The 12,159-nt window shown below is 69.8% G+C and carries 9 protein-coding genes; all 9 read right to left on the bottom strand.

The features are described 5' to 3' along the window. Positions 1-218: 218 nt before the first annotated feature. The 9 genes from ACFO6Q_RS12925 to ACFO6Q_RS12885 all read right to left on the bottom strand — a co-directional run bounded on the left by ACFO6Q_RS12925 (position 219) and on the right by ACFO6Q_RS12885 (position 11,893). A complete protein-coding gene (locus tag ACFO6Q_RS12925) occupies positions 219-3,335 on the bottom strand; it encodes an error-prone DNA polymerase (RefSeq protein ID WP_380021519.1) in 3,117 nt (1,038 codons plus the stop codon). Between the two features lie 55 nt (positions 3,336-3,390). Next, a complete protein-coding gene (locus tag ACFO6Q_RS12920) occupies positions 3,391-4,836 on the bottom strand; it encodes a Y-family DNA polymerase (RefSeq protein ID WP_380021518.1) in 1,446 nt (481 codons plus the stop codon). A gap of 15 nt (positions 4,837-4,851) precedes the next feature. Then, the gene (imuA, locus tag ACFO6Q_RS12915) at positions 4,852-5,559 is read right to left on the bottom strand and encodes a translesion DNA synthesis-associated protein ImuA (protein ID WP_380021517.1); all 708 of its coding nucleotides are present in this window, start codon (positions 5,557-5,559) and stop codon (positions 4,852-4,854) included. 39 nt (positions 5,560-5,598) lie between these two features. Further along, complete coding sequence (gene lexA, locus ACFO6Q_RS12910) at positions 5,599-6,210, bottom strand: transcriptional repressor LexA (protein ID WP_380021516.1); 612 nt, start codon at positions 6,208-6,210, stop codon at positions 5,599-5,601. Positions 6,211-6,330: 120 nt separating this feature from the next. Next, positions 6,331-6,711: a DUF423 domain-containing protein gene (locus ACFO6Q_RS12905; protein WP_380021515.1), complete on the bottom strand. Its 381-nt coding sequence runs from the start codon at positions 6,709-6,711 to the stop codon at positions 6,331-6,333. A gap of 391 nt (positions 6,712-7,102) precedes the next feature. Next, positions 7,103-8,332: a DUF4340 domain-containing protein gene (locus tag ACFO6Q_RS12900; RefSeq protein WP_380021514.1), complete on the bottom strand. Its 1,230-nt coding sequence runs from the start codon at positions 8,330-8,332 to the stop codon at positions 7,103-7,105. Further along, positions 8,329-10,206 (bottom strand): GldG family protein, encoded by a 1,878-nt coding sequence (locus ACFO6Q_RS12895; RefSeq protein WP_380021513.1) that lies wholly within the window; start codon positions 10,204-10,206, stop codon positions 8,329-8,331. Before ACFO6Q_RS12895 ends, ACFO6Q_RS12900 begins: the two co-directional genes overlap by 4 nt. Positions 10,207-10,220: 14 nt before the next feature. Beyond that, the gene (locus ACFO6Q_RS12890) at positions 10,221-10,955 is read right to left on the bottom strand and encodes an ABC transporter permease subunit (RefSeq protein WP_380021512.1); all 735 of its coding nucleotides are present in this window, start codon (positions 10,953-10,955) and stop codon (positions 10,221-10,223) included. Then, positions 10,952-11,893 carry an ABC transporter ATP-binding protein gene (locus ACFO6Q_RS12885; protein ID WP_380021511.1) on the bottom strand — a complete coding sequence of 314 codons (942 nt, stop codon included), beginning with the start codon at positions 11,891-11,893 and terminating at the stop codon, positions 10,952-10,954. Before ACFO6Q_RS12885 ends, ACFO6Q_RS12890 begins: the two co-directional genes overlap by 4 nt. Between the last annotated feature and the right edge of the window lie 266 nt (positions 11,894-12,159).

Here is a 12,159-nt window from a genome sequence, read left to right as displayed (position 1 = left end):
CGTTTGCTCCCCTCAAAGCAGCATGCGTGCCAAGTCGGCTTTCTTCTTCCGGATCAGCGGCTTGAAGAAAACGCAGCGATTCCGCCCGAGCCGATCGATTTCGTTCTGAAATCGATGCGTTTCATTCTGAAAACACGGAAGGCGCGTGCCGAACGGCGCCTGCGTCGATGCGCTCGATGGCGCGCAGGAAGCACCGCGCGAATCCGCGGTGCGTTTCGTCAGTGGAAATCGCGCGACTCGAAGCCGAGTCCGGGCAGCAGATCGCCGTAGTCGTACAGGCGCTGCGCGATCAGGTGATGCACGCCCTCGCTCGACTCGAGCACGCCGTCCACGCCCATCACGACCGCGTCGAGCAGGACGTCCTGCTGGCGTTCGGCCAGCCGCTGCCAGACCACGACGTTGATCACGCCGGTCTCGTCCTCGAGCGTGACGAAGGTGACGCCCTTCGCCGTGCCGGGATGCTGGCGCACGGTGACGAGGCCGGCGCAGCGCAGCGTCCTGCCGCGATTGGCCGCGTCGACGGCGACGCGCGCCGGCACCACGCGACGGCGCGCGAGCAGTGGCCGCACCAGCGCCAGCGGGTGTTTCCTCAGCGACAGGCCCTGCGTGGCGTAGTCGGCCATCACGTCCTCGCGCAGGCTCGGCGGTCGCAACGCGATGCGCGGCTCCTTCACGGCGGAATCGGCCAGCAGCCGCGTCGGCACTTCCGCCGCGGCGATCTCCCAGTGCGCGCGATGCCGGTGTCCGCTGAGCCGGTGCAGGGCGCCCGCATCGGCCAGGCGCGCGCGCTCGAAGCGGTCGAGCCCGGCGCGCCGCGTCAGGTCGGCGACGTCGCGCAACGGCGCCTGCGCACGCGCCGCGACGATGCGCAGCGCGAGGTCTTCCGACAAGCCGCGCACCTGGCGCATCCCGAGCCGCAGCGCGAGCCCGTCGTCCTGCCGTTCCAGGGTGCAGTCCCACTCGCTGGCGATGACGTCGACGGGACGCACCGGCACCTGCTGCCGGCGCGCCTCCTGCACGATCTGCGCGGCCTGGTAGAAGCCCATCGGCTGCGAGTTCAGCAGCGCGCAGGTGAACGCGGCCGGATGATGCCGCTTGAGCCAGGACGAAACGTAGGCGAGCGAGGCGAAGCTGGCCGAGTGCGATTCCGGAAAACCGTATTCGCCGAAGCCCTTGATCTGCTCGAAGATGCGTTCGAAGTACGCCTGCTCGTAGCCGTTGGCGAGCATGCCGTCGCGGATCTTGTCGTGGAAATGCTCGAGCCCGCCCTTGCGCTTCCACGCCGCCATTGCGCGGCGCAGCTGGTCGGCTTCGCCGGGCGTGAAGCTGGCGACGACTTCGATCAGGCGCATGACCTGCTCCTGGAAGATCGGCACGCCGAGCGTGCGCTGCAACACTTTTTTCACCGCGGAGGCCTTCGTGCCGGCTTCGCGTTCGTCCTTCGACTGCGGATAGTCGACCTTCTCCTCTCCGTTCCTTCGCTGTAGATACGGATGCACCATGTTTCCCTGGATCGGTCCCGGCCGCACGATCGCGATCTGGATCACCAGGTCGTAGAACGTGCGCGGGCGCAGCCGCGGCAGCATCGCCATCTGCGCGCGCGATTCGATCTGGAACACGCCGATCGTCTCGGCGCGGCAGATCATCGCGTAGGTCTGCTCGTCGTCCTGCGGCACGCTCGCCAGCACCAGGTCCGGGCCGCCGTGCCGGCGCAGCAGGTCGAAGCACTTGCGCAAGCAGGTCAGCATGCCGAGCGCGAGGCAGTCGACCTTCAGCAGGCCCAGCGATTCGAGATCGTCCTTGTCCCACTGGATCACGGTGCGGCCGGCCATCGCCGCGTTCTCGACCGGCACCAGGTGATGCAGCGGACGGTCGGAGATCACGAAGCCGCCGACGTGCTGCGACAGATGCCGCGGAAAGCCGCGCAGCTGCCTGACCAGCGCGAAGAGGCGATGCAGCACGGGGCTGTCCGGATCGAAGCCGCGCTCGCGCAGCCAGTCCTCGCGCGACCTGTCGCTGTGCACGCGCGAGTGCAGCCGCACCAGCCGGTCGAGCTGCTCGTCGGGCAGCCCCAGCGCGTGACCGACGTCGCGCAGCGCGCTGCGGCCGCGATAGCTGATCACCGTCGCCGCCAGCGCGGCGCGTTCGCGGCCGTACTTGCCGAACACGTACTGGAGGACCTCCTCGCGCCGCTCGTGCTCGAAGTCGACGTCGATGTCCGGCGGTTCCTTGCGCTCGCGCGACAGGAAACGCTCGAACAGCAGGTTGCCCTGCGCGGGATCGACCGCGGTGATGCCCAGGCAGTAGCACACCGCCGAATTCGCCGACGAGCCGCGGCCCTGGCAGAGGATCGGCGGATCTCGCGTGCGCGCCCAATCGACGATGTCGGCGACGGTCAGGAAGAACGCCTCGTATTCGAGTTCGGCGATCAGCGCCAGTTCCTTCTCGACCTGCTCGCGCACGGCGTCCGGCACGCCTTGCGGCCAGCGTTCCGCGGCGCCGTCGAAGGTCAGCTTGCGCAGATGGCTGGTCGGCGAAGCGCCCGGCGGCACCAGTTCGCGCGGATATTCGTAGCGGATGTCGCCGAGCCGGAACGTGCAGCGCGCGGCGATCCGCAGCGTTTCGTCGAGCAGCTCGCTCGGATACAGCATCGCGAGATCGTCGAGGCGCCGCAGGTGCCGCTCGCCGTTCGGAAACAGCGCCTGCCCTGCCTCCGCGACCGTGCAGCCCAGACGGATCGCGCAGAGCACGTCCTGCAGCGCGCGGCGTCCACGCGCGTGCATGTGTACGTCGCCGGCGGCGACCAGCGGCAACCCGTGCCGCGCGCCGAGCGCACGCAGCGCGCCCAGCTCGGACGCGTCGTCCGGCCCGCGATGCAGCTCGACGGCGAGCCACGCGCGCTGCGGAAAATGCCGCGCCAGCCAGGCCGCCTGCGCCTCGCGCTCGTCACGCGGCGCCGCCTGCGCGACCCACAGGACGAGCACGCCGGCGCCGAGGGTTTCGAGGTCCGCACGATCGAGCCGGTACGTGCCTTTCGCGCCGCGCCGGCGGCCGAGCGTGATCAGCCGGCACAGCTCGCAATAGCCGTCGCGATCCGCCGCGAGCAGGACCAGCTTCACGCCGTCGTGCAGGCGCATTTCGCTGCCGACGATCAGCGACACCCCGGTTTCCTTCGACGCTTCCCAGGCACGCACGATGCCGGCCAGCGAGCATTCGTCGGTGATCGCGAGCGCCTGGTAGCCGAGCCGGCGCGCGCGCTCGAACAGCTCGCCGGCGCTCGACGCGCCGCGCTGGAAACTGAAGGCGCTCAGGCAGTGCAGTTCAGCGTAGCTCATCGGCGCGGCGAATTTCCTTCGACGTCGCGCTGCACGACGAGGCGGCAAGCCGTGCTCACGCGAACCAGCCGTGCAGCATCCAGCCCTCGCTCGCGGCGACGTCGACGAAGGCCCAGGCACGCTGCCCCGCGCGCGTGCGCACGAGGTAGTAGTCGCGCCGGCGGTCGCCGCCGTCCCACCAGCCGCTCTCGATGCGCTCCGGTCCGGCCAGGATCGCAGCGGGCGCCGGCCGCAGCGGCACCGGTCGCGGCAGCAACCACAGCGGCCGCGGCGCGACCGCGGCGGAAGCGGCACGCTGCTCCTGCTTCGGCGCGAGGCGGCTGGTCGCTTCCCCGGCATCGGCGGCGACGAACCGCCATGCGCGCTCGGGCCGATGTTCGGCGACGCAGGCCAGGCCGTGCACCGAATCCTCGCCCAGGCGCGCGCGCAGGCGCTCGACCAGGGCCGGCCAGTCCAGCGCCTCGGCGCGCGTGCGGTCGAACAGGTCGCGATGCAGCGGACACAACGGCGGCAGTTCGTCGGCGCGCAGGGTCATCGCGTGCACGGCAGCCGGCAGCTCGATGCGCTCCAGACGTGCGCGGGCGAGATCGAACAGGCTCGCGGCGTCGCGCGCGGGCGTCAGCAGGCCGATCTCGATGCGGGTGGTCGCCGCGCGTTCGTGGCCGAGCACGACGGCAAACCGTTGCACGCCGCCGTCGCGGGCGGCCAGGAACAGCGCGAACTCGGCGAGCAGGCGGCGCAGCGGGAACAGCAGGGCGGTGCTGCTCTCGACGCCGTGATTGAGTTCGAGGCGACGCTCGTAGCGGTCCGGCGGCCGGTAGCGCGGAAGGCGTTCGGCTGCCTGGCCGCGCAGGCGGTCCAGATGATCGAGCGCCGTGGGACCGACGCGCCGCGCCAGTTCCGCGCGCGGCAGGCGGAACAGTTCGCGCAGCGTGCGGAATCCCATGCCGCACAGCGCCGCGACGACCGCCTCGTCGAGCCCACCGGCTGCCAGCGGCAGCGCACCGAGTGCATGCAGCAGAGGCGCGGCGGCGGCGATCGCCAGGCCGTCGTGACGCGACGCCAGCACGTGCGCCGCGGTCGCGTTCGGTGCCGCGGCCATCCGATGCGCGCAGCCCAGTTCGCCCAGTTCGCTGCGCAGGCGCCGCTCCAGCGCCGGCCAGCCGCCGAACAGGCTCAGGCTGCGGCCGACCTCGAGCAGCAGCGCATCCGGCGGAGCCAGGCTGACGTCGGCGCTGAACCGGTAGGCCCAGGCCGCGAGGGTTTCCAGGCGATGGCGTTCGGCCGCCTCATCGCGCAGGCGCAGCTTCAGCCGCGGGCACAGCGCCTGGGCGGCGGCAAGCGTGTGGCCGGCGCGTACGCCCGTCGCCTGCGCCGCCGCGTTCGCGAAGGCGATCCGGCGACGCGGCGACTGGCCCTCGACGACGGCGCAGGGCTGTATTTCGTCGGCGGCGCCGAGCGCCTGCAACGGCCAGTGCGAGAAGCGGATGCAGGCCCACACGACGCATTCGCGCAGTCACGCGCGCAGGCGCGCCGCTTCGCCGCCGACGCGGCCGCGGCACTTCAGGATCTCGATCGCGGTCGCGTCGGCATCGGCCGACACGCGCAGGCGCAGCGCCGCCGGGCTCGCCTGCGCCACCGCGCCCGCGGGACGGAACACGAAGGCGAGCGCGGCGCCCGTCTCGGCGGCGAGCTGGAGGCGCCGCAGCTGGCGGTAGTCGGCCGCCGGCAGCCAGTTCAGCACGGCGCCGCAGCAGCCGGCGCGCAGGCACTGTTCGGCGGTCCAGTAGGCATCGACTGCGCCGGCGTCGATCTGCACCAGATACTTGAGATCGACACCCGCTTCGGCCAGGGCCGGCGCATACGGAACGTAGGGCGGCGCGATCAGCACGACGCGCTGGCGCGCGCGCGTCAGCGCGGCCAGCGCCGGCACGACCAGGCCGAATTCGCCGATGCCGTCCTGCTCGACGAGGATCTCGCTCAGGGCACCGCGCGGCCAGCCGCCGCCGGGCAGCTCGGCGTCGAGCGCGGCGCAGCCGGTCGCCAGCGCGTCGACGCGGCTCTGCGCGACCGCGCTGCGGCGCCAGACGCGCGGATGCTGCAGCACCTCGGCCAGGGCGGTCTCGTCGCGCCGTGCCTGCGGCGGACGCGGCGCCGCCTTTGCGAAGCTCGTGAACGCGACCGTTCCGGACGGCAGGACATCGAAGGAGTCGGAGAGCAGCATCGTCATTGGCCTCGGAGAGGATTTCGGAGAGGTGTCGGCTCAGCCGCGCCGCAGCAGGCCGACGTACAGGCCTTCGATCGCGAAGGCGTGGCGTTCCGGGTCTACCTCGATCGGCGCGAAATCCGGATTCGCCGGCAGCAGACGCACGCGGCCGCGGCGGCGTTCGAGACGCTTGACCGTGACGTCGTCGTCGAGCCGCGCGACGACGATGCGGCCGTCGTCGGCCTCGGCGCTCCTGCGCACGGCGATCAGGTCGCCGTCGAGAATGCCGGCGTCGCGCATGCTGAGGCCCACCACCCGCAGCAGGTAGTCGGCACGCGGAAACAGGGAAGGATCGAACGCGTACTGCGCCTCGACGTTTTCGGCGGCGAGGATCGGGCTGCCGGCGGCGACCCGGCCGACGAGGGGAAGCGAGGTCGCCGCCGGCGCCCTTGAGCGTTCGACGAGGCGCAGTCCGCGATGCTGCGGCAGGCGCTCGAGCGCCCCCTTGCGCACCAGCGCCTCGACGTAGTCCTGGGCGGAGCTGTGGCTGGAAAGGCCGAGCGCTTCGGTGATCTCGCGCAGCGTCGGCGCGCAATCGTGGCTCTGGAAGTGAGCGCGGATGCACTCGAGCACGCGGCGCTGGTTCGGAGTGAGGGCGATGTCGCTCATACGTACTAATGTACGTATATGCTGCGGGCCGCGCAAGAGCGGCGTGGCCTCGATCGATCTCGCCCGCCGTCGCCTCGGACAAGCGGTTGATTTTTCAGATCATGATGCGGCCGGCGTCGCTCAGGAATCCGCGCGCCGCAGGGCGCTCCAGGCCAGCGCGAGCCAGCCGGCGATGAAGGCGGCGCCGCCGAGCGGCGTGATCGCACCGACGAAGCGCGGCGCGCCCAGGGCCAGCGCGTAGAGGCTGCCGCTGAACAGCACGATGCCGGCGACGAAGGCGACGGCGGCGAAGGTGATGGCGCGGTTCGCCTGCGCACGCGCGAGCAGACCCGCCGCGAGCAGGGCCAGCACGTGGCGGAACTGGTAGTCGACCGCGGTCTGCCAGATCGCGAGCGACTTTTCGTCGAGTGCGTCGCGCAGGGCGTGCGCTCCGAAAGCGCCGAGCACGACGGCGAGCGCGCCGAGCAGGGCGGCGGTGACGAGGATCGGGCGGGAGGTCATGCGCGGATGTTCGCATGAAAGGTTCTCCGTCCGTGATGGAATGGAAGACCTTCGCCGATGCTCATCCTGCTCCGTTCGAGGGAGACCTTCGGCTTTCCTCTCTCCTGCTGGCAGGCGAGGGTGAGAGAAAGCGGAGCGCTACGCTTCGACTCCCCTCACCCGCCGCGCGGTGCACGGCGACCTCTCCCGCAAGCGGGAGAGGTGCAAGGCCAGGGGGTGGGAAATGGGTGCGGAACTTGCACAGCGCTCCTTCGAGGAAGGCCTTCGCCATTCCCCTCTCCCGCTCGCGGGAGAGGGCCGGGGTGAGGGAAAGCGGAGCGCTGCGCTCCGACTCCCCCTCACCCGCCGCGCGGCGACCTCTCCCGCGAGCGGGAGAGGTGCAGTGGCGGCTCTACTTGCCGCCCTTCTTCACCGGTGCCGCGGGTTTCTTCTCCTCGAGCGGCTTGAGCAAGTCGTCGATCGACTTGGCGATGTTGGCGTACTTGTGCGCCGGCAGGACGAAGGTCCAGCCATCGAAATGCGCGCTGAGGTCGGCGACTTCCTTGTTGATCGCGGCGAGGCGCTCGTCGCGGTCCTTGGCCGGATCGCCGACCGACAGCGGCTTGATCGGTGCGTCCTTGGCGCCTTCGGGCTGCGGCTCCGTCGAGGCCTTGGCCGCTTCCGACGCGGCGACCGCCGTGTCGAAGTCGGCCTTCGCCTTGGCCTGCGCCGCGGCGATGCCCCGGTCGGCCTGCGCGGCGTCGAGCGAGGCCTTGAACTGCGCATAGTGCTTGCCGTCCTTCTCCCAGGCGGTCGCGTCGACGACGAGACCGTCGAACGCGGCGTAGCGCGCCTTCGTCGCGTTCGCTTCGGGCGCCGCATCCTTGGCCGGAACGACGTCGTCGAAACGCAGCCCGGCCAGAGTCGAGGCGAGCCCGTTGGCGGCGAACTCCGAACCGGCTTCGCGTCCCTTCGGGAGGTCGGCGAGCGTGAAGTTCGCCTCGCCCTCGGCGGCCTTGAAGACCTTGAAGCTCTTGCCGTCCGCGCCGGTGATCGTCACCGATTCGATGCGCGTGGCCGGCACGTCGGCGAGGTCCTTCTTCAGCCAGTCGGCGGCGTTCTTCTGCACGCTCAGCGTGGTCGAGGTCAGCCAGCTCTGCGCATCGCCCACGCGCCGCACGAAGCTGCCGCCGCCGCGCGTGCCGGGCGAGCCGACGATCAGCGCGAACGGCTGCGCCAGCCCGCCGAGCTCGATCTTGAAGCCCTTCGCGTCCTTCGCGTCGACGTCCTCGACGCCGAGCGCGGCGTACTTGTCCTTGTTCGCGGTCTTCTGCTCGACCAGGTTCGCCTCGGCCAGCTTGAGCAGGAATTCGCGCAGCTTGCCGGTATCGACCGCGTAGCCGCCCTTCTCCGCCAGCGTCCAGCCGTTCGCGCCGCGCTCGAGCGTGGCCACCACCTTGTTCTCGGCGCCGGTGACGACGAGCCGGTTCACGTCGTTGACGTGCTCGCGCAGCTCCGGCGCGAGCTGGTCCGTGCGCGCGCCGCCTTCGCTGCGCGGCTGGCTGCTCCGGTTCAGCACGATCGCGACGACGATCGCGATCAGCGCCGCGACGACGAGTCCGATCAGGGTCTTCTGGCTCATGCGCGCGCTCCCTGTGCCTGGCGCCGGCGCTGCGCGCGCCACCACGCAAAGGCAAGCGCGGCGAACGTGAGCAGCAGCGGGATCAGCACGATGTTGACGATCTTCAGGCGGGTGCCGAGCGATTCGATCTCGGCGTCGAGCTGGCGCCGCACCTGGCGCAGCTCCTTGCGGATCTCGAGCTTGCGCTTGAGGAACTTGTCGAGCTCGGCCTTCTGCTCCGGCGACAGGATCTGCGCCTGGTCCTGCGACTTCGCGCTCTGCAGTTCGGTCAGCTTGCGCTCGGTGTCGGACAGTTCCTTCTGCAGCTCCTGCTCCTTGGCGCGGAAGCGCTCGTCGGCGTTGCGCTTGAGCGCGTCGACGGTGCCGAACGGCCGCTGCGACGTCGCGCGGCCGCGGATCGAGATCAGGTCGCTGGAACCGGCCAGGGTGTCGAGCGCGTTGACCGCGAAGTCGCCGTTGTTGGCGAACGCGTTCATGATCTGCTGGCCGAAGAACGGACGGATCTGCACCCAGAGGCGGTCGCTGAGGATGTCGGTGTCGGCGACCAGCACGACCTGGCCCTCCTCCTTCGACTCGGCCAGCGCGCCCTCGCCCTTGCGCTCCGGGAACGCGGTCTTGAACTTGCCGGTCAGGCGCGCCGCGATCACGAACGGCGTACCGGCGGCCTTGTAGCCGCTCATCAGGGTGCTCGGATCGGCCAGCATGCGCAGGCGGTCGCTGCCCACGCTCATCGCTTCGGAAGTGGTCTGGAGCAGCGGGATCAGCTTGGCGTCCTTGGCGTCCTTGGACAGCTCGAAGTAGCCGGCCGAGGACACGTTGATCGTGTCGAGGTTCGCGCTCACCACTTCGTCGCGGTTGAGGTCGCTGTCGGTCAGGCCGAGGATGCCCGGATGGCGCACCGGCGCCTGGCCTTCGGCGACGCTGATCGGCAGCGCGCGCGCGCGGTCGAGCACGACCTTCTTCGGGTCGTATTCGATGCCCCAGGCCTTGAACAGCCTGGGCAGGTCGGAGGACTTGTCCGCCATCATCGCGGCCATCGGGTTGTTCGGATCGGCGCCGCTGTCGTCGAGCTCGGCGTTGGGGTCGACGAAGGCGAGCAGGTGGCCGCCGCGCAGCACGAACTGGTCGATCGCGTACTGCGCGTCGTCGGTCAGCTGCTTGGGATGCACGACGACGAGCACGCTGATGTCCTTGTCGATCTCCTTCAGGTTCTCGGCGTTCACCGGGCGCATCTCGAACAGCTGCGTCCACTGCTGGTCGACCGCCCACGGCTGGCGCATCTGGCGTGTCTGCGGGTCGAAACCGGCGGCGATCGGCAGGCTCGACAGCAGGCCGACGACCGGCTTCTTCGGCGTCTCCAGCTCGTGGATCAGCTTGGCGACGTCGTATTCGAGGAACGCCTCCTTGTCCGGCTGCAGGAACGGGATCGAGGCCTGGCCGTTGGTGGAGTTGGTGCCGGCAAGGCCGAGGAACACCTTGTCGCCGGCCGCGGACACCGGCACGGACTGCAGACCGAAGCTGGTCGCCCGATCCTCGTCCTCGGAGAACGGCAGCGGATCGATGACCTCGAGCTTGATCTTGCCGCCCGCGCGCGCCGACATCTCCTGCAGCATCTCGCGCACGCGCGTGGCGTAGGCGCGCAGCTGCGGCAGGCTCTGCGTGCCCTTGTCGGAGTAGAACAGGTACAGGTTGATCGGCTCGTCGATCGATCCGAGGATGTTGCGGGTACCGTCCGACAGCGTGTAGAGGTGGTTCTGCGTCAGGTCCACGCGGGCGCCGCGGAACAGCACGTTGACCAGCAGCATGACCGCGACGAACAGCACCGCGATGACGACCAGGGCGGTACCGGAGAGGGTTTTGCGATTGAGTGCCATGTCGGTTCCCTCCTTCAGGCCGCTTTCTTCATGTCGATGACGACCGCGGTGGCATACAGCCAGGCGGCGATCATCAGGACGAAATAGATCAGGTCGCGCAGGTCGATCACGCCCTTGCTGATCGAGGCGAAATGCGTGAGGAAGCTGAGCCCGGCGACCGCGTCGACGACGCCTTGCGGGGCGATCGCGCCGATCGCGTCGAGCACCAGCGGAAAGCCCGCCAGCAGCAGCAGGAAGCAGATCACCACCGTCAGGATGAAGGCGACGACCTGGTTGCGCGTGGACGCCGACAGGCACGAGCCGATCGCCAGGAACGCGCCGGCCATCAGCAGCGAGCCGATATAGCTGGCGAAGATCACGCCGTTGTCCGGGCTGCCGAGGTAGTTGACCGTGATCCAGATCGGAAACGTCAGCGCCAGCGCGATCGCGATGAACGCCCACGCGGCGAGGAACTTGCCGAATACCGCCTGCCACATCGTCACCGGCAGGGTCAGCAGCAGTTCGATCGTGCCGCTCTTGCGCTCCTCGGCCCACAGGCGCATCGACACCGCCGGCACCAGGAACAGGTACAGCCACGGATGGAAGTTGAAGAACGGCTGCAGGTCGGCCTGGCCGCGTTCGTAGAAGCCGCCGAGATAGAACGTGAACGCGCCCGACAGCAGCAGGAAGATCACGATGAACACGTACGCGACCGGCGTGGCGAAATAGCTGCGCAGCTCGCGCTTGAAGATCGTCAGCGTGCCGCTCATGTGCGCGCCTCCTTGCCGGCCCCGCCCTGGGTGATCGTACGGAACACCTCGTCGAGGCGGCCCGGCTCCAGCGCCAGTTCGCGCACCGTCACGCCCTGCGCCTTCAGCGCGTCGCCGACGGCGACGAAGATCGAGCGTCCGGGCTTGGGGAACGCGGTGATGCGGTTGTCCTGCGGATCGATCTCGATCGCGGCGATGTCGGCGACCTTGCCCAGCGCGTCCTTCGCCTGCTGCACGTTGGCGGCCGTCAGCGACACCGCCTGGTGGTAGCGCGAGCGCGCCTCCAGCTCGCTCGGCGTGGCGTCGGCGAGCACGCGGCCGCCGGCGATGATGATCGCGCGCGTGCAGACGGCGTGGACTTCCTCCAGCAGGTGCGTGGAGATGATCACCGTCTTGTCGCGCGCCATCGAATTGATCAGCGTGCGCACTTCGTGCTTCTGGTTCGGGTCGAGGCCGTCGGTGGGCTCGTCGAGGATCAGCACCTTCGGATCGTGCAGGATGGAACCGGCCAGGCCGACGCGGCGCTTGAAGCCCTTCGACAAGGTGTCGATGGCCTGTTCCAGCACGCGTTCCAGGTGCAGGCGCGCGATCACGTCGTCGATGCGGCCGTAGCGCCGCTCGCCCTTCAGCCCGCGCACGTCGGCGATGAAGTCGAGGAACTCGCGCACGCTCATCTCGCCGTAGCTCGGCGCGCCTTCCGGCAGGTAGCCGAGCGCACGCTTGGCCTCCAGCGGCTGCGTCTCGACGTCGAAGCCGGCCACCGTCGCGCCGCCCGAGGTCGGCGCGAGGAAGCCGGCCAGCATCTTCATCGTCGTCGACTTGCCGGCGCCGTTCGGCCCGAGGAAGCCGAGCACCTGACCGGGCTCGACCTTGAACGTGATGGCGTCCACGGCGGTGAAGCCGCCGTAGCGCTTGGTGAGTTGCCGCGTTTCGATCATCGTGTGCTCCGTGGTTTGTGCGATCCGTCCGGGATCGCCGCAATCTGCGAAGCCGCGCCAACCCTTGCGCAACGGCTCCGGGACGTCTACCTGCGGCCATCCATGGCCGCACTTTTCAAAAAAAGCTCCAGGCCGGCCCTGGGGTGCCGGGCGGATGTCCGCGCTGGAAACGCTTCGAAGCTCGTGGTCGTCGACCGCCCGCACGGTGGACGAAACTTCGAGGCGCCGCGAAAGATACCGCAAAGCCGGCGGAAAGTTCCCGGGCG

This window comes from Dokdonella ginsengisoli (genome assembly GCF_042652785.1).
In the GTDB taxonomy this organism is placed as follows: Bacteria; Pseudomonadota; Gammaproteobacteria; order Xanthomonadales; family Rhodanobacteraceae; genus Dokdonella_A; species Dokdonella_A ginsengisoli.
This window is presented reverse-complemented; position numbering and strand designations above follow the sequence as displayed.

What these genes read in the sequence shown, in the direction of transcription:
- ACFO6Q_RS12925 (WP_380021519.1), bottom strand. Translation starts at nt 3,335, where the DNA reads ATGAGCTACGCTGAACTGCACTGCCTGAGCGCCTTCAGTTTCCAGCGC.
- imuA (WP_380021517.1), bottom strand. Translation starts at nt 5,559, where the DNA reads ATGCTGCTCTCCGACTCCTTCGATGTCCTGCCGTCCGGAACGGTCGCG.
- lexA (WP_380021516.1), bottom strand. Translation starts at nt 6,210, where the DNA reads ATGAGCGACATCGCCCTCACTCCGAACCAGCGCCGCGTGCTCGAGTGC.
- ACFO6Q_RS12905 (WP_380021515.1), bottom strand. Translation starts at nt 6,711, where the DNA reads ATGACCTCCCGCCCGATCCTCGTCACCGCCGCCCTGCTCGGCGCGCTC.
- ACFO6Q_RS12900 (WP_380021514.1), bottom strand. Translation starts at nt 8,332, where the DNA reads ATGAGCCAGAAGACCCTGATCGGACTCGTCGTCGCGGCGCTGATCGCG.
- ACFO6Q_RS12895 (WP_380021513.1), bottom strand. Translation starts at nt 10,206, where the DNA reads ATGGCACTCAATCGCAAAACCCTCTCCGGTACCGCCCTGGTCGTCATC.
- ACFO6Q_RS12890 (WP_380021512.1), bottom strand. Translation starts at nt 10,955, where the DNA reads ATGAGCGGCACGCTGACGATCTTCAAGCGCGAGCTGCGCAGCTATTTC.
- ACFO6Q_RS12885 (WP_380021511.1), bottom strand. Translation starts at nt 11,893, where the DNA reads ATGATCGAAACGCGGCAACTCACCAAGCGCTACGGCGGCTTCACCGCC.